General features: G+C 65.8%; 15 protein-coding genes. 2 read left to right on the top strand and 13 right to left on the bottom strand.

Going from position 1 to position 22,464, the window contains the following annotated elements; translation table 11 throughout:
• Nucleotides 1-121 precede the first annotated feature (121 nt).
• On the top strand, nucleotides 122-3,625 hold the full coding sequence (locus FZ029_RS00445; protein ID WP_149267575.1) for an indolepyruvate ferredoxin oxidoreductase family protein: 3,504 nt from the start codon (nucleotides 122-124) through the stop codon (nucleotides 3,623-3,625).
• Nucleotides 3,626-3,705: 80 nt separating this feature from the next.
• Here the strand turns inward: FZ029_RS00445 and FZ029_RS00450 are convergent, their stop codons facing one another.
• From FZ029_RS00450 to FZ029_RS00460, 3 genes are all read right to left on the bottom strand, one after another.
• Entirely contained in the window at nucleotides 3,706-3,918 is a 213-nt protein-coding gene (locus tag FZ029_RS00450) for a hypothetical protein (protein WP_149267576.1), read from the bottom strand.
• 199 nt (nucleotides 3,919-4,117) lie between these two features.
• Nucleotides 4,118-6,292, bottom strand: a complete 2,175-nt coding sequence (locus FZ029_RS00455) for a P-loop NTPase fold protein (protein WP_149267577.1) — start codon at nucleotides 6,290-6,292, stop codon at nucleotides 4,118-4,120.
• A 282-nt stretch (nucleotides 6,293-6,574) separates the two neighbouring features.
• Nucleotides 6,575-8,479 carry a PAS-domain containing protein gene (locus FZ029_RS00460; protein ID WP_247892079.1) on the bottom strand — a complete coding sequence of 635 codons (1,905 nt, stop codon included), beginning with the start codon at nucleotides 8,477-8,479 and terminating at the stop codon, nucleotides 6,575-6,577.
• 333 nt (nucleotides 8,480-8,812) lie between these two features.
• Between FZ029_RS00460 and FZ029_RS00465 the strand changes: the two genes are divergently transcribed.
• Entirely contained in the window at nucleotides 8,813-9,277 is a 465-nt protein-coding gene (locus FZ029_RS00465) for a hypothetical protein (RefSeq protein ID WP_149267579.1), read from the top strand.
• A 19-nt stretch (nucleotides 9,278-9,296) separates the two neighbouring features.
• On the opposite strand, the gene FZ029_RS00470 is transcribed toward FZ029_RS00465, so the two are convergent.
• From FZ029_RS00470 to FZ029_RS00515, 10 genes are all read right to left on the bottom strand, one after another.
• Nucleotides 9,297-12,416, bottom strand: coding sequence for an efflux RND transporter permease subunit (locus FZ029_RS00470; protein ID WP_149267580.1), 3,120 nt, complete (start codon nucleotides 12,414-12,416; stop codon nucleotides 9,297-9,299).
• Nucleotides 12,413-13,699 carry an efflux RND transporter periplasmic adaptor subunit gene (locus tag FZ029_RS00475; protein WP_149267581.1) on the bottom strand — a complete coding sequence of 429 codons (1,287 nt, stop codon included), beginning with the start codon at nucleotides 13,697-13,699 and terminating at the stop codon, nucleotides 12,413-12,415. Before FZ029_RS00475 ends, FZ029_RS00470 begins: the two co-directional genes overlap by 4 nt.
• A gap of 42 nt (nucleotides 13,700-13,741) precedes the next feature.
• Nucleotides 13,742-14,350 (bottom strand): TetR/AcrR family transcriptional regulator, encoded by a 609-nt coding sequence (locus FZ029_RS00480; RefSeq protein ID WP_149198457.1) that lies wholly within the window; start codon nucleotides 14,348-14,350, stop codon nucleotides 13,742-13,744.
• A 245-nt stretch (nucleotides 14,351-14,595) separates the two neighbouring features.
• Nucleotides 14,596-16,020 carry a BON domain-containing protein gene (locus FZ029_RS00485; protein WP_247892080.1) on the bottom strand — a complete coding sequence of 475 codons (1,425 nt, stop codon included), beginning with the start codon at nucleotides 16,018-16,020 and terminating at the stop codon, nucleotides 14,596-14,598.
• Nucleotides 16,021-16,270: 250 nt separating this feature from the next.
• Nucleotides 16,271-16,672, bottom strand: coding sequence for a response regulator (locus tag FZ029_RS00490; protein WP_149198456.1), 402 nt, complete (start codon nucleotides 16,670-16,672; stop codon nucleotides 16,271-16,273).
• A gap of 74 nt (nucleotides 16,673-16,746) precedes the next feature.
• On the bottom strand, nucleotides 16,747-17,085 hold the full coding sequence (locus tag FZ029_RS00495) for an STAS domain-containing protein (protein ID WP_149267582.1): 339 nt from the start codon (nucleotides 17,083-17,085) through the stop codon (nucleotides 16,747-16,749).
• A 104-nt stretch (nucleotides 17,086-17,189) separates the two neighbouring features.
• The gene (locus tag FZ029_RS00500) at nucleotides 17,190-19,343 is read right to left on the bottom strand and encodes a PP2C family protein-serine/threonine phosphatase (RefSeq protein WP_149267583.1); all 2,154 of its coding nucleotides are present in this window, start codon (nucleotides 19,341-19,343) and stop codon (nucleotides 17,190-17,192) included.
• A gap of 9 nt (nucleotides 19,344-19,352) precedes the next feature.
• Nucleotides 19,353-20,780 carry a HAMP domain-containing protein gene (locus FZ029_RS00505; RefSeq protein ID WP_149267584.1) on the bottom strand — a complete coding sequence of 476 codons (1,428 nt, stop codon included), beginning with the start codon at nucleotides 20,778-20,780 and terminating at the stop codon, nucleotides 19,353-19,355.
• Complete coding sequence (locus FZ029_RS00510; RefSeq protein ID WP_149267585.1) at nucleotides 20,777-21,592, bottom strand: hypothetical protein; 816 nt, start codon at nucleotides 21,590-21,592, stop codon at nucleotides 20,777-20,779. The genes FZ029_RS00505 and FZ029_RS00510 overlap by 4 nt, the downstream gene beginning before the upstream one ends.
• Before the next feature lie 73 nt (nucleotides 21,593-21,665).
• On the bottom strand, nucleotides 21,666-22,457 hold the full coding sequence (locus FZ029_RS00515; protein ID WP_149267586.1) for a GNAT family N-acetyltransferase: 792 nt from the start codon (nucleotides 22,455-22,457) through the stop codon (nucleotides 21,666-21,668).
• Between the last annotated feature and the right edge of the window lie 7 nt (nucleotides 22,458-22,464).

Below are 22,464 nucleotides of genomic sequence, written 5' to 3' on the forward strand. Positions count from 1 at the left end.
CGGCCACAGGCGTTGCGATATAAGACAGCCTTCATTACCTTTTTGCCCAGCGAACAAATCGGCGCCCCAGCACTCCGTCCAGGAGTTTGCCAGGTTGCCGACCGATGGGAGGAAATGAAGAATGGCGCTCGCAACTGTCTCACTGGAAGACAAGTACGCGCTCGAAGAGGGGCGCGTTTATCTCACCGGCACCCAGGCGCTAGTGCGCCTGCCGATGATGCAGCGCCAGCGCGATCTCGCCGCCGGGCTGAACACCGGCTGCTTCATTTCCGGCTATCGCGGCTCGCCGCTGGGCGGCTTCGACCAGAATCTGTGGAACGCCCGCAAGTTCCTGGAAAAGAACCACATCCAGTTCCAGCCCGGCGTGAACGAGGAGCTTGGCGCCACCGCCGTCTGGGGCAGCCAGCAGGTCGGCATGTTCAAGGGCGCCAAGTATGACGGCGTCTTCGCCATGTGGTACGGCAAGGGCCCCGGCGTCGATCGCTCCGGCGACGTGTTCAAGCATGCAAACGCGGCCGGCACGTCGAAGCACGGTGGCGTGCTGGTGCTGACCGGCGACGACCACAACTGCAAATCCTCCACCTTCCCGCACCAGTCCGAACACGCCTACATGCACGCCATGATCCCGGTGCTGAACCCGTCGGGGGTGCAGGAGATCCTGGATTACGGCCTGATCGGCTGGCAGATGAGCCGCTTTTCCGGCTGCTGGATCGCCATGAAGACGATCGCGGAGACGGTTGACACCTCGGCTTCGGTCTATATCGACCCGCACCGCGTGTCCCCGATCATCCCCGCCGACTTCCCGATGCCGCCGGGCGGCCTGAACATCCGCTGGCCCGACCCGCCGCTGGAACAGGAACACCGGCTGATGAAGCACAAGCTGTACGCCGCCCTGGCGTTCGCACGTGCCAACAAGCTGGACAAGGTGGTGATGGAGAGCCCGCGTCCGCGCTTCGGCATCGTCACCACCGGCAAGAGCTATCTCGACGTCCGTCAGGCCTTCGACGAGCTGGGCATCACCGAGGAGATGGCGGCCGACTGGGGCATCACCGTCTACAAGGTCGGCATGCCCTGGCCGCTGGAGCGCGATGGCGTCCGCCACTTCGCCGAGGGTCTTGAAGAGATCGTCGTCGTCGAGGAGAAGCGCGCGGTCATCGAGAACCAGCTGAAGGAACAGCTGTACAACTGGAACCCCGACGTCCGCCCGAAGGTGGTCGGCAAGTTCGACGAACAGGGCGAATGGATCCTTCCCAGCGCCGGCGAGCTGACCCCGGCGCAGATCGCCGTCGTGATCGGCCGCCGCCTGCAGCGCTTCATCGACAACGAGAACCTCGTCCGCCGCATCGCCTTCCTCGACGCGCAGGAGAAGCAGAAGGCCCATGTCGCCCGCGTGGTGCGCAAGCCGACCTTCTGCTCCGGCTGCCCGCACAACACCTCCACCGTCGTGCCGGAGGGAAGCCGGGCGCTGGGCGGCATCGGCTGCCATTACATGGCGACGTGGCTGGACCGCTCGACCGACACCTTCACCCAGATGGGCGGCGAAGGCGTGCCGTGGGTCGGTCAGGCCGCCTTCACCGATGAAAAGCACATCTTCGCCAACCTGGGCGACGGCACCTATTTCCACTCCGGCATCCTGGCGATCCGTCAGGCCATCGCCGCCAAGGTGAACATCACCTACAAGATCCTGTTCAACGACGCGGTCGCCATGACCGGCGGCCAGCCCTTCGACGGCACGCTGACCGTGCAGTCCATCGCCAACGTCCTGCGGGCGGAGGGCGTCCAGCGCATCACCGTCGTCTCCGACGAGCCGGAGAAGTACGGCATCAACAGCGGCCTGCCGCAATACGCCAACGTCGAGCACCGCGACGACCTCGACCGCGTGCAGAAGGAAATGCGCGAGGTCCCCGGCGTCAGCGTCCTGATCTATGACCAGACCTGCGCCACCGAGAAGCGCCGCCGCCGCAAGCGCGGCAAGATGGTCGACCCGGCCAAGCGCGTGGTCATCAACGAACTGGTCTGCGAAGGCTGCGGCGATTGCTCCGCGAAGTCGTCCTGCGTGTCGGTGATCCCGCAGGAGACCGAGTTCGGCCGCAAGCGCCAGATCGACCAGTCCAGCTGCAACAAGGACTATTCCTGCACCAAGGGTTTCTGCCCCAGCTTCGTGACGGTGGAAGGCGGGCAGCTGCGCAAGCCGAAACCCGCGCAGGCGAAGTCGGCCGACGCCACCCCCCTGCCTGCCCCCGCCATCCCGGCCTTCGACAAGACCTGGAGCCTGTATGTCACCGGCGTCGGCGGCACCGGCGTCGTCACCATCGGCGCGCTGCTGGGCATGGCCGCCCACATCGAGGGCAAGGGCGTCGGCGTGCTCGACATGACCGGCCTCGCCCAGAAGGGCGGCGCGGTGACCAGCCACATCCGCATCGCCAACACGCCGGAGGACATCCACTCCGTCCGCATCGCCGCCGGCGGCGCCGACGCGGTGCTGGGCTGCGACCTGATCGTCGCGGCAGCGGGCGACGGCCTGTCCAAGATGACCGCCGGCCGCACCCGCGCCGTCATCAACACCCATGACAGCATCACCGCCGACTTCATCAAGAAGCCGGACATGGTGATCCCGGTGCGCGATCTGGTCAGCGACATCCGCAAGGCCTGCGGCGGCGACGCCAATGTCGATGCCTTCGACGCGACGAAGCTGGCCACCGCGCTGCTGGGCGACAGCATCTACGCCAACCCGTTCCTGATGGGCTATGCGTGGCAGAAGGGGCTGATCCCGCTGACCGAGGAGTCGATTGTCAAGGCGATCGAGCTGAACGGCGTGTCGGTGAAGCTGAACCTCGATGCCTTCCAGTGGGGCCGCCGCGCCGCCGTCGATCTGGCCGCGGTGGAAGCCGCCGCGAAGCCGCAGGACGCGGTGCAGACCACGCCGTCGCTGCTGCTCGACCAGCGCCGCCAGTCCGGCAGCCTGGAGGAGGTGATCGAGCGCCGCCACCGCTTCCTGGTGGACTACCAGGACGCCGCCTATGCCGCCCGCTATCACGCGCTGATCGACTGGACCCGCCGGACGGAGCAGCAGAAGGTCCCCGGCTCCACCGCGCTGACCGAGGCGGTCGCCCGCGCGCACTTCAAGCTGATGGCCTACAAGGACGAGTATGAGGTGGCGCGCCTCTACACCGACAGCGGCTTCGTCGAGAATGTCCAGCGCATGTTCGAAGGCGACTGGAAGCTGACCTTCCACATGGCCCCGCCGGTGATGGGCGAGACCGAGGTGGACGGCGGCGAACCGAAGAAGAAGACCTTCGGCCCATGGATGCTGCACGCCCTGCGCCTGTTGGCCAAGGGCAAGCGCCTGCGCGGCACCCGGCTGGACCCGTTCGGCCGCACCGCCGAGCGCCGGCAGGAACGCCAGCTGATCGCCGATTACGAGGCGGTGGTGGGCGAGTTGCTGAACGGCCTGACCCGCGAGAAGCTGGCTCTGGCGGTGGAGATCGCCTCGCTGCCGATGGAGATGCGCGGCTATGGCCCGGTGAAGGCCCGCAATGTTGCGGCAGCGAAGGCGAAGGAAGCCAAGCTGCTGGAGACGTTCCGCACCCCGGTCGCCGCCCCGCAGCCGATCGCGGCGGAGTGAGGTGGTTCGGGTGGTTCAGTGAAGTAACGTGAGGCGAAGGCGCCCTCCCCGGTGATGCTGGAGAGAGCGCCTTCCTATTTTCAGGGCCGCTTCGACCCGGCAGTCATCTTCCAGATCGCAACGAAGAACAGCGCCGTGCCGAGAAGGGCCGCGTAGAGGATGATGCTCGGGTGGAAGATGAAGCCGATCGGCAGGATCAGCAGCATCAACGCCGCCGCGAGCAGCCCGAGTACGAAGATGCCCAGGTTGAAGTGCTCATAGATCGGGGCGTTCAGGTCGGTGTGGGTGGCCATGGCATGTGCTCCATTCCGGTGCCGCGCGGGCGGCTTTGATGGGAAATATGAGCGCAGGCTAATGGAGTGGTGTGCGGGTGGCATTGCGAATTCGCAAGGGTTTGGAAAATGCAGCGATGCGTCGTTACCCTGTCTCCGAATCACAGAGACAGGAGCAACGCACGCCAGCCATCAAAGTTCTTGTGGAACGAAAAGCCGTTTAGATTCCTGACAGCGTCGCCACAGGACCAAGTATCCCGGACGACCTTCTAACTATATACTCATTCATTCTCTCATATATCCTTCGATATGCAAAAGAAACAGAGTCATGTCTTTTGCTATTGCTAAAATCTCTGCATATACTTTCCACACGATTTCTGAAGAATCCAAAATAATCCAGATCATCGTTTGACATCATCATATTTATATAATACCCATCCACATCAAAATTTCCGCCGCACATCAGAAGAACGAAAGCATCTCTCCCACCATCTGTATTTATATATTCATTGACAGATCTCTGGCATTCGTCATCAAAGACATTGTCCCTAACCATAAGCATCAGAGGTGATCCTGTATAGAGCCGGTTAAAAATGTCACGACCGATTAATCCCTCACGAGCAATCGACGAAATTTGCCTGGAGTACCTTGAGGCAATCCCAGGAGGAAGGGTTGGCAACACCTCCCGCTTTTCAACTGGCTGATCGTAAATTCTTCTATCACGCTCTATCAAATGAGAAACAAAATTTAGGTTTCCTTTCTTTGTTTGCTCTTCTATTATTCTCTCTACAGAAGTTATTGGTATCACTCTGTTAACAGATACCTCATTAAACCATCTCGTGATAGCGTCCACAAACCAACCCCTGTGCCCGTGAAACGATACAGGCTTCATCTCCTCATTAATGCAATATCTGAGTATGCTGGAAATTATCTCAAGTTTCTTCGTCTCATCCTTCCGCCTAATATATCCACCAATCATGAAAAGAAAATCGTCGATTTTATGATACTTCAACGCCTTTGATATTTCGTCTTTCTTTCTATCCCAATTGAAGTATTCGAATTCTTCAAAATATTCGTCATCAAACCCGCCAAGCGGCTTGCCCTTTCCCAAGGCGAGTGCAAGAGAAGTTCTGTAAGAAATTGACGTGGAGGATATTTGATTCTCCAATTCCTGCCGCCTTTCAACGGTATCTATGCGCTGATCTATCAACTGAATCCGTGGAAATAAAAACCGCAACAGCTGTTTTTCGTTTTCCTTGGCAACAGATTGACCAAAGATATGGGAAATGGCGTCTCCAGTTTCCCGATCGCTCTGCAGTTTGAGTATGGAGCAGGCCCGAGGGTCCACAACCAGTTTGTCTATGGTTTTTTCAATCACGTCACAGCACCAGGACATTCTCATTGTGACAACCGAATAGGCGAGAAGATCGACCCAATCGACCGCATCCATGATCTGGGAACGCAGATACCAATATTCTTTCAGTATGCTGATGATGTCCCTCGCCGTCTCGATGAAGGGAGGAACGAGCAATCCGAGAACAGCCCTGAAGCGCTCTGAAGCCCCCCACTCGTCCGGCAGGTTGAGCGGGTCTGCAAGACCCTCCATTCCCCTGATAAAGAGTTCCTGAATTTCCGAACGATCACCGACTTTGATGTCAATTCGCTCACTGACAAGCTTATTGATCAAGGATACATAGTAGTCTCTGGCTCTGGCCTTGTCCGTATAGTGGTTTTGAATTGTGCTTTCGACAGCAATTCCGTCGTACGAAATAATACACGAAATATTAATTTTCCCAAGTATGTAAATAAGAGCATCAGTAGCAGATTTTATTTTATCGTATGAAAGTCTATCAAAATCGTCAAAAATTACGATAACAGGCCTGTTCAAATCATCCAGATTATTATTTATCTGACGAGCTATTTCGTTCACGCTCTTACTTTTATTATCTTTTATGAACTTTCCACTATACTCTACCGCATTAACGATCACGCCTCCGATTGGCGCTGCAATTGCATTTCCGGCCGACGATATAGAACCTTTGAATTCTACAAGAAGATCATAGATCCTTTCCATGATATCAGGCTTGCTATCAAGATAACTTGACAAACCCCCAGAAATAGATGAAAGAATAGATGTCACAATAGACGCACTATTGTCATCCATTCCAAAATAGCAGTCGATAACTATCGTCTCAGGGGCGCTTTTTATCACCTTTTCTTTGAACATATTTATTAATGAAGTCTTGCCACATCCTTGTGTTCCTGTAATTCCAATCCGAACCGTACGTTTCTCACGATTCCATAGATCGACTGTTCTTTTATAAATTTCGTTCACATAGCGACGACGCCCCATGAGATCCTGATCGCTCGAAACAATCGGTTCAGCGGTGAACATTGATCCCTCCGGAAACAAACAAAATGCGAGTTTCGGTAATCCTAGGCTGAAAACATATCCAACCGCTCTCCCCTTGAACGATGGCTCTATGAAACTACAATTTTCAACCGAGCTTTATCAAGGCTTCTTCTAAAAATTGAGCTTTCCCTTGATGATCGCTTTGCGGGGAAGGCAAGGCTCATTCATAGAAAAACCGGAAGTCGATACGGCCGCGTGTATCGTCACGCTCCGCCACATCTCTCTCAATAGGACATGCAAAGGACTCTTAGCGAAGAGAACCCATTAATTTCCCACCGGAAACCGCAGCACGAAGCGCGTGCCTTTCCCCTCGCCGTCCTCCAGCGCGATGCTGCCGCGCATGGTGCCGGTCATGATGTTGGCACAGATGCTGAGGCCCAACCCGCTGGCGCCCAGGCTGCGCTTGGTGGTGAAGAACGGGTCGAAGATGCGGGAGCGGATGTCGGTGGGGATGCCCTTGCCATCGTCGGCGTAATGCATCTCGATCCAGCCGGCCGGCTGCTCGCGGGCGGACAGCAGGATGCGGCCGGGTTCGCCCTCGTCAAAGGCGTGGACCAGGGCGTTGATGATCAGGTTCGACAGCACCTGCGCGAAGGAACCGGGATAGCCGTCGACGATCAGGCCGGTGGGGATGTCCACTTCCACTGTCACCCGCGTGCGGCGCAGGCGCGGGCGCAGGCTCAGCAGGACCTCGTCGACATAGGCGGCAAGGTCGAAGGCGCGGCGCTCGCCGCTGGCCTGATCGGAGGCGACCTGCTTGAAGCTCTGGATCAGGCCGGTGGCGCGCTCCACGTTCGACAGGATCATCCGCGTCGATTCCCATGCGACGTCCAGGAATTCCTGGAAATCGCTGCGGCGGATGCGGTTCTCCTCGAACAATGTGCGGATGCGGCCGACCTCCTCCGCCAGATGGGAGATGGCGGTCAGGGTGACGCCGATGGGGGTGTTCACCTCATGCGCCACGCCGGCGACCAGCTGGGCCAGCGAAGACAGCTTTTCCGCCTGGATCAGGCTGGCCTGGGCGTCGCGCAGCTCGGCCTCCGCCCGCTTTCTCGCGGTGATGTCCAGCGCCACGGTGACGATGTGGGTGACCTCGCCGTCATCGTCGGTCAGCGGCATCTTGGTGGTCAGCCAGTCGCGCATCGCGCCGTCGCCGTCGGGGGCGCGGTCCTCGTGGAAGGGAACGCCCTGGCCACTGTCCACCACCAGCCGGTCGAGAGCGATGGCGCGGTCGGTGGATGGGCCGGGCGGCGGGGCGGCGGCGGGGCCATAGGTCTCGCGGTAGTAGCGGTTGGTCAGGCGCACCGTGCCGTCGCGGTCCTTCACGTCGATCAGGGCCGGGATGGCGTCGATCACCCCGGTCAGGATCTCGCGGCTCTGGCGTAGCGCCTCGTCGGCGATCAGGCGGTCGGTGATGTCGGTGAAAGTCCGCACCTGCCCGCCGTCCGGCAGCGGCACCACCCGCACCTCGATGAAGCGGCCGTCGCCCTGGGGTCGGGCATAGACGAACTCCCGTTCCGGCCGGCCGATGCGGTCCATCAGATATACGGTCTTGGCGTCCAGGTCGTCGCCGAAGTCGGGGGCGCCGGACGGCAGGCCGACCATGCCGCTGGCGATCTGGTGCCGCACCAGGTCGGGCAACGCCGGGTTGGCGCGTATCACCTCCTCGGTGACGCCCAATATGTCCAGCGCGTTGCTGTTCCAGGCGATGTAATGCAGGTCGCGGTCGAGCAGGACGATGCCCTGCCCCATATTCTCCAGCGTCAGGCGCAGCAGGTGGCGCTGGGTCGCCAGATCGTCCTCCGCCCGCCGCCGCTCGGTCACGTCGGAGTAGGTGCGGACGAAGCCGCCGCCGGAGGTCGGGCGGGTCCGCACCTCCAGCACCCGGCCGTTGGGGCGGCGGTGCTCGTATAGGGGCGGGTCGGCGCGGAGCGCACGATCCAGATGGCGGGCGGCGATGGCCTCGGGGTCGCCGGGACCGTATTCGCCGCGTTGGGCGAGGTAATGGACGATACGGGCATAGTCGGCGCCGGGCAGGTAGCCGCGCGGCACCTCGAACATCTCGTACATCCGGCCGTTGATGACGCGCACCGTCAGGTCGGCATCGACCAGCATCACGCCCTGGTCCATCTGCTCCAAAGCCAGCACGGCGAGATCCTCGCCGGCCACGGGCTCCGGCCCAGGTCCATCACCAGGAAGGAGACGGGTCGTCGGTAGGTCGGGAATTTGGGCTGGCAAGGTCTGCGCGCCATCCATCGTTTTGCTGGTCCGCTATCGAACGGGCTACTGTAACAGCCCCATTCCCTCCTGCCGAGTTCTCCTCTGCGCCATGGAGTCGCAATCCGGGGACATTTGTGGGGCATTTTAAGTATTTCGGAACCTTTGCCGCACTACCCTGTTTCGAATCGTCGGTGGTTTGTGCAAGATCGCCGGATGAGCGATACTGCTTGAGCACTGCATCGCTACCCCGTCTCCCATTGGCAGTTCTGAGGTAACCGCCCCTTGTCCGGACTGGCCGCCCTTCCCGCACCGACCGGCGCGTCGCCCAACGCGGGACTCGCGAAGCTGCGTCAGATGCTGGCGAGCGACGCCGCGGCTGTCCAGCCGATCCGCCGCATCCCTGGTGAGGAGGAACGCAAACGCGGCAAGGACGGCACCGAGGCGACCGGCGACGCCCTGCAGAGCAGCGGGCGCGCCGATGCCGACTCGACGGCGACACGGGCGAAATCGTCGGCCGGTTCGACCGGCGGATTTGCCATCGGCGGTGCGGATGAGAACGCCGGGCCGGTCAATGGCGGGCCGGTGCCGCTGAACGCACTTCCCAATGCCGGCTATGTCGCGCAAAGCATCCATCAGGAAGCCATGGGCAGCGGCCTGACCATCGAACCCTGGTCGGAGGCCATCGACGCTTACCGCCGCGCCGATGCCGGGGTGAACACGCCGATGGTCACGCAGATCGCGGTTTAAGCGTCCCCCCTGTTGCCCCTCAATCGTCGCCGCTGGCCGGCATCGGGCCGTGGGGCACGTCCGCCTTGCGGCTGCGGAACAGGTTGCCGACGAAGTGGCCGAAATCTTCCATGTAGAGGTAGAGTGACGGCGTGATGTAGAGCGTCAGCACCTGCGACACGCACAGCCCGCCGACCACGGCGAGGCCCAGGGGCTGGCGCAGTTCGGCGGCGGCACCGTGGGCGATGGCGATGGGCAGGGTGCCCATGATCGCCGCCATGGTGGTCATCATGATCGGGCGGAAGCGCAGCAGGCAGGCCTGCTCGATGGCGTCGCGGGCCGCCATGCCGTTGCGCCGGGCCTCCACCGCGAAGTCGATCATCATGATCGCGTTCTTCTTCACGATTCCGATCAGCATCAGGATGCCGATGATGGCGATGACGCTGAGTTCGGTGTCGAACAGAATCAGCGTCGCCAGCGCCCCGATGGCCGCCGAGGGCAGGCCCGACAGGATGGTCAGCGGGTGGATGAAGCTTTCATACAGCACGCCCAGCACGATGTAGATCACCAGCACCGCCGCCGCCAGCAGCAGGGCCTGCCCCGACTGGGCGTCCTGGAACACCTGCGCGGTGCCGGCGAAGCCGGTGGTGATGGTGGCGGGCAGCCCCATCTCGCGCTCCGCCCCGCGGATCAGGTCGACCGCCTGCCCAAGCGAGGCGCCGGGGGCGAGGTTGAAGGACAGGGTGACGGCGGGAAGCTGCCCCTGGTGCGCCACCGCCAGCGGGCCGGCGGTGCGCTCCACCCGCGCGAAGGCGTCGAGCGGCACCAGCTTGCCGCTGGTGGCGGAACGGACATAGATGCGCGACAGCGAACTGTCGTCGCCCTGGTATTTCGGCTCCAGCTCGATCAGCACCTGATAATCGTTGCTGGGGGTGTAGATGGTCGAGACCTGCCGCTGGCCGAAGGCGCTGTAGAGGGTCGAGCGCACCTGATCGACGCCGATGCCCAGCGTCGCCGCCTTCTCGCGGTCGATGTGGACATAAGCCTGCGGGTTGTTGAGCTGAAGGTCGCTGGTCACGTCCTGCAGGATCGGGATGCCGCGCAGCGCCTGCTCCAGCCGGCCGGACCACTGGTACAGCTCTTCCAGGTCCAGGCCCTGGATGGTGTACTGGTACAGGCTCTTGGACGAACGGCCGCCGATGCGCAGGTTCTGCACCGGCTGCATGTAGACGGCCATGCCGGGGATGCCGTTGACCTGCCGACGGAGTTGCTGGATCACCTCGGTCGCCGAGGGACGCTCGTCGCGCGGCTTCAGGGTGATGAACATGCGCCCCTGGTTGCCGGTGCTGCCGCCGACGCCGATGGAGGAGATCACGTCCACCACCGCGGGGTTCGCCTTCATGATCGCGGCGACCTGCTGCTGCCGTTCCGCCATCGACGGGAAGGCGATGTCGGCCCGCGCCTCCGTCGTCACCTGGATCTGGCCGATGTCCTCGGTCGGGAAGAAGCCCTTGGGGATCGCCTGATAGAGCAGCGCGGTGCCGACGACGGTGCCGATCATCACCAGACCCATCAGCGGGCGGTGCCGCAGGGTCCAGCGCAGCGTGCGGCCATAGCCATTCAGCAGGGCGGAAAAGCCGGCCTCCAGCGTGCGGCCGAACCAGTTCTCCTTCTGGTCATGGGCATGGGTGAGGAAGCGCGAGCACATCATCGGCGTCAGCGTCAGCGACACGAAGGCCGATGCGCCGATCGACATGGTGACGACCAGGGCGAATTCGTGAAACAGCCGCCCGACCACGCCGCCCATCAGCAGGATCGGGATGAAGACGGCGACCAGCGACAGGGTGATCGACAGGATGGTGAAGCCGATCTCGCGCGAGCCCTTGATGGCGGCCTCGAACGGCTTCATCCCCTCTTCGACATAGCGGACGATGTTCTCCATCATGACGATGGCGTCGTCCACCACGAGTCCGACAGCAAGCGTCAGCGCCATCAGCGAGATGTTGTCGACGGAAAAACCCAGCAGGTGCATGCCGCCCGCGGTCGCGATCAGCGAGATCGGCACGGCCAGCGCCGGGATCAGCGTCGCCGACAGCCGGCGCAGGAACAGGAAGATCACCAGAACGACCAGCACGATGGTGAGGGCGAGCGTGAACTGCACGTCCTCCACCGCTTGCCGGATCGATTGCGAACGGTCGTTGACCACTTGGATGGCGGTCGACGCCGGAAGCTGGGCCTGGAACACCGGCACCAGTTCGCGCACACGGTCCACCACGTCGACGGTGTTGGCGTCGGGCTGGCGCTGGACCGCCAGCATGATGCTGCGGGTGCCGTTCAGCCAACTGGCGGTGCGGTCGTTCTCCACGCTGTCCAGCACCTGCGCCACGTCGCCCAGCCGGACGGGGGCGTTGTTGCGGTAGGCGACGATCAGCTGGCGAAAGGCGGCGGCATCGGGAAGCTGCGGGTTGGCGGCGATCACCAGCTGTTGCTGCTGGCCGGTCAGGGTCCCGACCGGGGTGTTGGCGTTGGCAGCGGCCAGCGCCTTCTGCAGCTCGTCGATGCCGATGCCGCGCAGGGCCAGGGCGTTAGGGTTGACCTGCACCCGCACCGCATATTTCTGCGAGCCGTAGATCTGTACCTGGGCGACGCCCGGCAGGGTGGCGACCTTGGGCTGGATCAGCGTTTCGGCAATGTCGTTCAGCTGCGACAGCGGCAGGGTCGGCGAGTTCAGCGACAGGAACAGGATCGGCTGGTCGGCCGGATTGACCTTGCGGTAGCTGGGCGGGGTCGTCATCTCCGCCGGCAGACGGCGCTGGGTGCGGGCGATCGCCGCTTGCACGTCGGCCGCCGCCGCGTCGATGTCGCGCTCCAGCACGAACTGAATGGTGATGCTGGTGTTGCCGAGCGTGCTGTTCGACGTGATGGTGTCGATGCCGGCGATGGTGGAGAACTCGCGCTCCAGCGGGCTGGCGACCGACGCCGCCATGGTTTCCGGCGAGGCGCCCGGCAGGGTGGCGGTGACGCTGACCACCGGGAAATCCACCCGAGGCAACGCCGCGGTGGGCAGTTGGCGGTAGGCCGCCAAACCGCCCAGCACCAGCGCCGCCGTCAGGAGGATGGTCATCACCGGACGGCGGATGCAGAGTTCGGAGAGGTTCACGTCGCACCCCCGGCGGTCTGCGTCCGGGTGCCGGCGGTCTCCTCGACAGCGGAACCCTTGGCGGCGGAACCCTGGGCGGCGGAGCCCTGCCGCCGCCCTCCCTCGGCCGTCTCGCCGGGCGGGGGAGCGGCCGGCTTGCCGGCGCGTTCGCTGATCTTCGCGCCGGGGAACAGGCGCGACTGGCCGTCGACCACCACCCGTTCCCCCGCCTGCAGGCCGGAGGCGACGACGCTGAGGCCGCCGTGGCTGCGCTCGATGGTGACCGGGCGGACCTCCACCGTCTCGTCGGCCTTGACGACATAGACGAAGCGGCCCTTCTGGCCGGTCTGCACCGCCAGATCGGGGATGGTCAGGGCGTTCTGCTCGACCCGCAGGGTCAGGACGGTGTCGACGAACTGGCCCGGCCAAAGCCGGGTGTCGGCGTTCGGGAACTCGCCCTTCACCAGGATTGTGCCGGTCTGCTGGTCGACCTGGCTGTCGACGAAGGACAGCTTACCCTCCGCCTTCTCACCGCGGCTGCCGGCGATGGTGGCGGTGACCGGAAGCGAACCGCCAGCCATCGCGGCGCGGATCGCCGGCAGATGTTTTTCCGGGACGTTGAAGGAGACATTGATCGGGCGAAGCTGGGTCAGGGTGACCAGCGGGTTGGCGTCGGCGGCGCGCACCATGGCGCCGACCTTGGCGGTGATCGTGCCGGTGCGGCCGTCCATCGGCGCGGTGATGCGGGTGAAGCTGAGCGACACCTTCGCCGCCTCGATCGCCGCGAGGTCGGCCTTCACCGTCCCTTCCAGCGCGTCGGCGGTGGCGACGGCGGCGTCGTAGGTGGTGCGGGAGATGGCGCTGGTGCGCACCAGTTCGCCATAGCGCTTCACGTCACCCCTGGCCTTGTCCAGATTGGCGCGGTCGCGCTCCAGATTGGCCTGGGCCTGACGCAGCTGGGCGTCGAGAGAGCGGCTGTCGAGCGTGAACAGCGTGTCGCCGGCCTTCACCTCCTGTCCCTCGGTGAAGGCAACCGTATCCACCACGCTGTCGACGCGGGCCTTGATCGCGATGGCGGCGATGGGCTGGACGCTGCCGATGGTGACGATCTGCTCCGGCACGGCCTGCACCGCCACCGTCTGGGTCACCACCGGCACGGTGCGGGCGGATGCCTGCGCCTGCGCCTTCGGCCCATTGCCCGCCGCGCTATGCCCACCTGCCCCGGCATTGTGGAAGGCATACCAGTAGTACCCGCCGCCGCCGATCAGTGCGGCGATCAGCAGGACCAGGAAAAACCGTCTCATCGGATGGGACTCCAAACGCCGGAGCCTGTGGCCGGCAAACGCTTATATGAAGGGGGGCAGGTTGGTTATGCCGGACATCAGAAGATCGATGACGGAGCGCTCCAGCGCCTCGCGCGGGCGGTCGCCCACCTGCATGATCCCGCCACGGACCATGCCGATGATCAGCAACGGAACGATTTCCAGGTCGATCTTGCGGAATTCGCCCGACTGCATGCCATCCGCCAGGACCTGCTGCAGGGCCGTCGCGCTGCGCTGGCTGCGGCGGCGCAGGATGCGGCGGGTGCGGTCGGCCAGATCGGACTGATCGCCGCCCAGAAGCTTCAACGTCTGCAGCTGCTCGCTCAGCGTATCGACCAGGGCGGAGACCATCGCCGACAGGCGGACGGAGGCGGGAACCTGCTGCGGCGCCAGTTCGGCGTTCAGCTTGTGCTCCAGCCCACCCAGCGCCCGTTCGAGCGATTCCAGATACAACTCTTCCTTGGAGGGGAAGTAGCGGTAGAGCGTGGCCTTGCCCACGCCAGCCCGCTTCGCCACCTCCTCAACCTGGACGGAGGCGTAATCGCGGCCGGCAAACAGCTCCGCCGCGGCGTTGAGGATCACCTCGCGCCGGCGAGCGCGCCAGTCAGGTATCTCTTCCGCATCAAGAGGCATGAATGGAACTCACGGGTTTCAAAAACTGACGATAGTCGAGATCCTTAGAGTGTCAAGGAACCAGTCTCCAAGAAAAATGAATTCCACGTCATCTGTGGAAAACCCTTGCCCGGCAAGGGACTGACGGCGTCACCGCGGCAGGCGCCGTCCCCCAAATGAAACGGGCGCGAAGCCCGACCCGCCCAGGCGGAGATGCCTGGGAGGCCGGTCTTCGCGCCCTTACGGCAGCATGCGATGCCTGCCGGTCAGCTCCGCGTGGTGGGGGAGCGGCCGGTGCCGGTGGAGCCGGTCACGCCGGTGGTGGAGCCGGCCATCGACCCGGTGCCCGCCGAGGCGCCGGCCGGGCCGCCGCTGGTGCCGGCGCCCAGCCCGCCGGCGGTGCCGGTGGTGGTGCCCGTGGCGGTGTCGGAGCCCTGATGCCCGCCGGTGGTTCCGGACATCGACCCGGAGGTGGTGCCGCTGCCAGCACTCGCCATGGCGGAGGCACCGGCGCCGGTGGAGCTGCCCCAGCCGGTGCCGCCCTGGCTTCCGGTCTGGCTGCGGACGCGCAGGTTGTTCTGCACATGGGTGACGCCGGACACCGATTCGGCGACATCCTCGGCGCGGCGCTTGGTGTGGCGGTCGGGGACCATGCCGGTCAGCGTCACCTCGCCGCCGCTGACCGTCACCTCGATGTCGGAGGCGTCGACATAGGCATCGTCGGTCAGGCGGTCGCTGACATCCTCGCGCACCCGATCGTCGGAGCGGCTGTAGCCGCGCGGGCCCCGGCCTCTATGCTGGGCGGCACGGCGTTCGTCCTCGTGGCGGCGCCGCTCGGCATCGTCGTCGCCGAACCAGGAGGCGATCTCGTCGCCGGCCTGTTCCCAGAAGCCGCGATCGCGGTTCCGGCCACGGTCGTCGCCCCGGCGCTCGTACCGGTCGTCGGCATAGCCGCCGCCATAATCGCGGCGGCTTTCCCCGCCACGGAACATGGTGCCGCGGTCCTCGCCCCAGGAGCGGTTGCGGTCGTCAGCCCCGTAGCCGCCGCCATAGCCACCCTGGAAACCATGGCCGCGCGAACCGTAATCGCGGTTGCGATCGTCGCGCTCGCCATACTCCCGGCCGCCATGGCCGAGCGAGCCGCGGCCACGCACGCCCCGGTCGGTCTCGCCATAGGGGCGCACACCGTAATCGCGGTCGCGGTAATCTGCGCTGCCGATGTCGCGGCTGGTATAGTTGCCCTCGGTCCCGGCATTGCCGGCCCCGGCATAGCCGCCATAACCGCTGCTGCCGGAGCGCCCGCCATAGCCGGCGCCGTAGCCGCCGCGGCTCATGTCACGGCCGCCGCCGAAGCTGCGGTCATAGACCCGCTCCATCTCGCGGGAATTGTCGCCTCGGCGGTCGTCGCTGTCGGAATAGGATTCGCGGCCGTAGCTGCCAGATTCGTTGCCAACGCGCCCGCCGTAACCGGCATCGCGGTAGCTGCGGCCCTGGTCGTCCTGGTGGCGGTGGGCCTGCGGGCGATACATGCTTTCGTGACGGTGGTCGTCGTCCTGGCCATAGACGCCGCTGCGCTGCGGCCCCTCGCCCCAGTCGCGATGCCGGTTCGGCTCCCGGTCGTCGTCGCGCCAGTCGCGGCCTTCGCCCCGCCACCGATTCTCATACTGCGCCATCGTGGTCGGCTCCCTCATTTCCGGATTCTCGGATTGCGGGCTTCGCCCCACGAATGGCGTGGGCGCGCCCGTCCTTCCCCGAACAACAGGAGCAATCGAACGGCGTTCCGGATTTTCGGCAGCCGGCCCCCGGCGATCCCGAGGGTTCTGGCACGGTGCTTGCGTGGCGGAGAGCGGTTGGTTCCACGCATCACTTGCGGCTTCGGCGCTTCATGCACCGAAGCCGTTTTCTTTTGCGCCCCATTATTGGGCAGACGCCTCGATCTGCTTAATTTGGCAGCGGTTGGTCGAGCAGACGGGCAACCGCGGCCCCCAACTCTTCATTGAGGAAAGGCTTGTAGATGATCTCATCCGCATTGAACATGCGCGTCATCTTCAAGAGATAGCCCGCCGGCATGTTGGGCGCCCCGCCGGACATGGCGAGGATCTTCACCTCGGGCTGGGCGTTGCGCGCGGCCTTGATCAGTTCGATGCCGTCGACCTCGGGCATCAGCACGTCGGTGACGATCAGGTCGAAGCTGCGGCGGTCAAGCGCGCGGATGGCCGCGCGTCCGTTCTCCGCCTCCGTCACCTCGAAACCGCGCCCTTCCAGATAGCCGGCGACGGACAAACGGACGGCCGGAGAATCCTCCACGACCAGGATGTTGGGCCGAATGGCACTTCCCATCATGCACCCGGTTCCTTTTGGGAACCGCCTTATCGAAAAGCCGGCAACGGCCGGCGGAAGCCCGCCCCCTTATCCCCTCACCCGCCGAGTGCCGTGACCGCCGCAGCCGCGTCGGCATGGATCTCGAACAGGGACGAGAAGCCGCTGACGTCGAACACCTCGCGGATGTGCGGCGCCATGGCCGAAAGGGCGATCGAACCGCGCTTCGTCCGGGCCGCCTTGGCGGCGACCAGCAGGCAGCGAAGCCCGGCTGAACTGATGTAGGAAAGCTGGGCCATATCGACAACAAGCCGCGTGCCTTCGGCACCGATGGCCGACAGCAGAGCCGATTCGAATTCGCCGGCATTGCCGCTGTCGATCCGACCCTCCGCCCGCAGAACGGTGACGCCGTTGACCGACTGTTCGGTGATGTTCATACCCTGCCCTCGCCTCGTATTACCACGTTGGTGCTTATACCATGTCGGCAGTCGCCCGACGATGCATTCGCGGTGCAGCGGATGATTCCTCCCGGCCGCCGCCGTCAGGCGACCGGATCGGACAGCGCCGCCAGGGCGGACACCGGAGCGTCCGCCGCCCCGCGCCAGCGCAGGACGAGACAGGTGATGTCGTCTGACTGCGGCGCGCCGGCGGTGAACCGGGCCACGTCGGTCAGCACCCCGTCCAGCCCGTCGCGGGCGGACGCGCTGGACTGGCCGGCGACAGCGGCGGAAAGACGGGGGTCGCCATACATCACATTCTCGCCGTTGAACGCCTCGGTGACGCCGTCGGTGAACAGAAAGACCATGTCGCCGGTGTCGAGCATGAGGCTCTTCTCGCCGAAGGGCATGTCGGGCATGGCGGCCAGCGCGATGCCGGGGGTGCGCTCCAGCTCCTTCACCGTCCCGGACGCGGTCATGCGCAGCGGCGGGTTGTGGCCGCCGTTGGAATAGGCCAGCACGCCGGTGCGCAGGTCCAGCTCGCCATAGAAGACGGTGACGAACATCATCTGTTCGTTCTCCGCCGCCAGCAGGTTGTTGACCCGGCGCATCGTCTCCGCCGGGCCGACGCCCGATTCGGCGATGGCGCGCAGCATCGTGCGGGTGATCAGCATGAAGAAGGCGGCCGGGATGCCCTTGCCCGACACGTCGGCGATGACCAGCGCCACCTTGTGCTCGGAGATCGGGAAGAAATCATAGAAATCGCCGCCGACCTCCTTGGCCGGGATCATGCGCGCCGCGATGTCCAGCTCGGCCAGATCGGGGAAGACCTGGGGCAGGATGGTCAGCTGCATGGTACGGGCGATCTCCAGCTCCTGCTGCAGGCTGATGAGGCGGCGCTTGTCCTCCAAGGCCTCGCGCAGGTCGCGCACCATCTGGGTCAGCTGCACCTGCTGGGTGCTGACCCGCGTCGCCAGACGGGAGAAGCCCAGCGCCAGCAGACCAAGCTCGTCGCCCACCCCCTTGGATTGCGCGGATTGGGTGTCGTGGGTCTCCGCCTCGATCTGGCGAAGCTCCTCCAGCAGGGTCTGGCGGGCATCCTCCTCCAGCGTGACCGCCAGCGCCTCCATCTGGCGGCGGATGAAGCGCTGCTGGCGGCGCAGGCGGCGTTCGCGCTGGCCGGCACTGCGCTCGATCTCACGCATCACGCCGCGGAAGACCTCCACCGCGCCGGCGATCCGGCCGATCTCGTCATTGCCGGCCGGCAGCTCGACATAGCCCATGACGCGGCCGTGGGAGAGGTCCTGAAGCGCCTTCACCGCCCCGTCGAGCGTGGAAAAGTTCCGCCGCAGGAAGCCGTAGAGCAATCCCAGCGCGCCCAGCAGCACCAGTCCGACCGCCGCGACATAGGCGACCGACCACAGTGCCTGCTCCTCCACCGCCTGGGTGACGTCGGTGGCGATCAGCACGGTGGCGACGCGCCCGCCGGCGAGATCGGCGACCGGCAGGCTGGCCAGCGCGTAGCGGCGCCCGCCGTCGGCGACATGGGCGATGCTGCGCTCCGCCGGGCGGACCAGCGGCTTGACCGCCGGCCAGAGCGGATCGGTCTCGCCATCCAGTGCGGCACCGCTACGACTGACGGCGAAGACGCGCCCGCCGGTGGTCCGCCGCAGCACGTCGAGCGCCGCGACAAAATCCAAGCCTGCCACCGCCGCACCGGTGACACCGGCGCCACTGCCCGCGCCGCCGCCGGCCCCGGTCCCGGCATAGATCGGCACGCCGGCCACCACCACCAGACGCTCGCCATCGACCAGACGGACGCCGCGCGCCAGCTTCTGCCCGGACAGGATGGCATCGAGCGCGCCGCGATTGAGCAGAGGCGCCGGATCGAAGGCCGGATCGCTGCTGTAGAGCAGGTCGCCCGATTTCGACAGCAGGTTGACGTCGGTGATGCCGCCGGTGGCGGGGGCGGCGAGAATCCCCAGCGCGGCGACCCGGCGGTCGAGCGCACCGCGCTCCTCCACCTCCACCGCGCGGGCGATCTCGGCGTCGCCGGCCAACCGGCCGAGGCCCTGGTCGATGCGGCCGACGGCGCCTGAGACGGCGAGCTGCCAGGAGGTTTCGAGCCGGGCCAATTCCAGTTCGCGCGCGCGGTGGTCGGCGGCGTCCTCGCGCAGCGCGGCGAATCCGAGAAGCAGGCCGGCCACGATGGTGACGGTGGCGAGCACGAACAGGATGATGCGGGTCTGGAGCAGCATGGGGGTCTCTCAGCTCCGCGGAACGACGATGGGCCGCGCCAGCAGCAGGGCCAGCCCGGCGGGAAGCATGGCCGACGCGGCGAGCAACCCGCCATCCCAATCGACCGCCACCGCCCAAAGCAGCGCGGCCAAGGCACCGACGGCCAGCGCCCGCAGGATCGACGGAAGACCACCGTCCCCGGCCTGACGCCGCGCGTAGGACAGCGCCAGCCCGCCGGCGAAGCCTCCCGACAGCGCGCCGAGGAAACCGGACGCCAGAGCGGACCCAGACGGCGCGGCGATCGCCGAGACCGCCGCCGCCAGCAGAAGCAGCGCGGTCAGCAGAGCGGCGATCCGGCGCAGCCGGGCGGGAATCACGTAACCGGCGGCCAGACCGGCAAGCGCGACCGCCGGCAGGGCGGCGAGCATGCCGCCGGACAGGTTCCCGGCGCCCGGTGCCAGCATCGCCGCGGAGGTGGCAGCCAGCAGGGCAAAGGAATGGATGTCGTCGGCGCGCGAATCCACCTCGCGCCGGGGAGCGGCCTCAAGACCGGAGCCGAGTGCCTCCAGCGCGGAGCGGCGGGTGCGGTCGACGGCCTCGGCGACCTCCGGGTCGAAGACGGCGGCGCGCACCTCCTCCGCATGGGCGGCGAAGCGCTGGCGGCGCTCGTGCAGGCCGAAGACAAGGGCGTTGAAGGAGAAGAGCAGACGGCCGACCTGATCGCGCGGACGGCGGCCCAGCAGCGTGGCGAAACGGCCGGCCGCTGCCTCCTCCATCGCGCGGGCCAGCCGGCGCAGCGGCGCGCGGAAGCTGGCACGGGCCAGCACGCCGGCCAGCTCGGCCAGCAGCAGCAGGACCGCCAGACCGCCGAGCGTCACGGTCGCCAGCTCCCCGGCGATCTGGCCGCGCACCTGTCCGGGCTGCACCCCCACCAGCACATGGCCGGCGGGCGGCTGCCCCACCCCGCCGCCGCCGCCTTCCGACGACAGGCGGCCGATGCGCACCGGCAGGCGCAGGATCAGGAAGCCATCGCGTTCGATCGGCTGGAGGGTCGCGGCGCGGGTCTCCGGCGTCGGCAGGCTGCGCAGCGAGCCGGCCAGCGTCTCCATCTCCTTGCGGTCGGGAAGGGAGCCGCCGCTGGACGCCGACTGGAGAAGCATGCCGTCGGCGCCGGTCAGCGCCAGGAAACCGATATCCGGGTTGCGGTCGGCGATGCCCTGCAGGAAGGCGCCGACTCCCTCGATCCGCGGAAGCGGGATGCCGTAGCCGATGGCGCGCTCCAGATCGTGCTGCACCGCCTCCGCCACGGCGGCGGCCTTGGCGGCCCGCGCCTCGCCCAGCTGCTCCTGCGCCAGCCAGGTGCCGAGAAGCCCGACCCCGGCCATCGCCAGCGCTGCCGCCAGCAGGATGACGGCGGGAATTCCGAGCATGAAGGAGCGGTGGCTGCGCGATGTCATGCGAGTTCGTCCAGACGGGCGACTTCGCGCTCCGCCTCGTCGAGGATGGTCAGGCGCCGCCGCACCGCATCGGTGAAGGCGGGTGCGGGCAGGCCGAGGGCCTGGGCGGTGGATCGGGTGTCGATCCGGGCGGCGGATGGGGCGGCAACAGCGGTCGCGCCCTCCCCCAGCCCTTCCAGGGCGGCGGCGAGTTCGGCCAGCGAGCGGCGCGGCCCGGCGGCGATCCCCAGCCCGGCCAGCCAGCCGACCAGGGCCAGCGGCAGCACGATCAGCACCGCGCCGATGGAAAGGGTCAGGGCATAATGGCGCATCGGCTCGGCCATCGCGCCGGACGGCATGCGCACCAGGACGCTGCCGGCCGCGGTGTCGAAGCTGGTGGCAAGACCGACGCCATAGACCCGCTCGGCCCCGCGCTCCTCCGACCAGAAGCCGCTGACGTCACCTTCGGGACCGTCGGACGCCGATGCCGCGCGGGGCGGCAGCGCCTCCCCCACCTCCACGGCGTTGGTGGAGAAGAGGATGGTGCCGGCCTCGTCGAGGACCGCGACGGACTGGATGCCGGGTAGGGCGGCACGGGCACGGGCGAGCAGCACATCGACCTGCGGCAGGTCGCCGAGCGCCAGGCCGAGGTTCAGCTGGGTTTCGAGCGAGGTCTTCGCCTCGCTCAGCACGAAGCCGACCTGGGAGGTCACGGCCTCGTCCAGGCGGCGCGCCTGTTCGCGCGTCCACAGCACGACGGCGGACAGGCCGGCGACGAACACCGCCACCGCCACGAACGCCGCCAGCCGCGCCCCGAAACTGCCCGATCCCATCCCGGTCCTCTCCCTCCGGCCACACGCCGATCCGCATCGGCGCGATCAGCGCCACCCATTCAGCGCAGCCCAATCAGCGCGGATCGCGCTCCCGGCCGCACAGCGCGTACCAGCGTTGCGACGCTCCCTCGCCCACCGCGACGCGGCCCCAGACATGACCGCGATCGAACACGTCCCAGCGGGAGGCCAGTTCCTCCACCGCGACCAGTTCGGCGCTGGCGGTGTCGAAGACCGGGTCGACGGTGAAATCGCGGTGGACCAGCAGCCGCACCAGATCGCCGCCGACGCGGACCAGCCGCTTCGGATAGATGCCGTGCCGCGCCAGATGACCCCAGCTGCGGTGGTTGCGCGTGCTGACGGTGGTGACGAGATGCCGGCGGCCGAGCGCCTCCGCCACTTCGATCCGCCAGTCGATCAGGCGGTGATGCAAACCGCGCCCGCGCTCCGAGGGATCGACCATTGCCGACGACATGTGCGCGACCCAGGGCAGTTCCGCTTCCGGCAGATCGAGATCGCGGCCCCGGTTGGGATCGGCGGCCGACGGCAGGCCCAGCGCGCCATAGGCGACCAGCGCGCCCTTGCGGAAGATGCCGGCGGTCAGGCCGCGGTCGCCCAGATGGTCGGCGACGAAGTTCCCGACCTCCCCCGCCATGCGGTAATGGTCGGGGTCCTCCAGCGTCGCCACCACGCGGATGCGGAAGTCGGCGAGCAGATTGGAATCGTCCAGGTCCATCATGCGGACGGTCAGCCCGTCCGGCAGGTCGGCGGCCAGCGCCCGCAGGCGGACGGCGGCGACCGCGCGCGCGGCGTCGCCGCGCAGGGGGATCGCGCCGAACGGCAGGGGGACGGGGGGCAGGACGCTCATAATTCGC

Origin of the sequence: Azospirillum sp. Sh1 (genome assembly GCF_008365135.1) — a bacterium.
GTDB lineage: Bacteria > Pseudomonadota > Alphaproteobacteria > Azospirillales > Azospirillaceae > Azospirillum > Azospirillum oryzae.

Bases quoted from the DNA above. Each gene is read 5' to 3' on its own strand.
- FZ029_RS00445 (WP_149267575.1), top strand. From the start codon at position 122: ATGGCGCTCGCAACTGTCTCACTGGAAGACAAGTACGCGCTCGAAGAG.
- FZ029_RS00450 (WP_149267576.1), bottom strand. From the start codon at position 3,918: ATGGCCACCCACACCGACCTGAACGCCCCGATCTATGAGCACTTCAAC.
- FZ029_RS00455 (WP_149267577.1), bottom strand. From the start codon at position 6,292: ATGTTCACCGCTGAACCGATTGTTTCGAGCGATCAGGATCTCATGGGG.
- FZ029_RS00475 (WP_149267581.1), bottom strand. From the start codon at position 13,699: ATGAGACGGTTTTTCCTGGTCCTGCTGATCGCCGCACTGATCGGCGGC.
- FZ029_RS00480 (WP_149198457.1), bottom strand. From the start codon at position 14,350: ATGCCTCTTGATGCGGAAGAGATACCTGACTGGCGCGCTCGCCGGCGC.
- FZ029_RS00485 (WP_247892080.1), bottom strand. From the start codon at position 16,020: ATGAGGGAGCCGACCACGATGGCGCAGTATGAGAATCGGTGGCGGGGC.
- FZ029_RS00490 (WP_149198456.1), bottom strand. From the start codon at position 16,672: ATGATGGGAAGTGCCATTCGGCCCAACATCCTGGTCGTGGAGGATTCT.
- FZ029_RS00495 (WP_149267582.1), bottom strand. From the start codon at position 17,085: ATGAACATCACCGAACAGTCGGTCAACGGCGTCACCGTTCTGCGGGCG.
- FZ029_RS00500 (WP_149267583.1), bottom strand. From the start codon at position 19,343: ATGCTGCTCCAGACCCGCATCATCCTGTTCGTGCTCGCCACCGTCACC.
- FZ029_RS00505 (WP_149267584.1), bottom strand. From the start codon at position 20,780: ATGACATCGCGCAGCCACCGCTCCTTCATGCTCGGAATTCCCGCCGTC.
- FZ029_RS00510 (WP_149267585.1), bottom strand. From the start codon at position 21,592: ATGGGATCGGGCAGTTTCGGGGCGCGGCTGGCGGCGTTCGTGGCGGTG.
- FZ029_RS00515 (WP_149267586.1), bottom strand. From the start codon at position 22,457: ATGAGCGTCCTGCCCCCCGTCCCCCTGCCGTTCGGCGCGATCCCCCTG.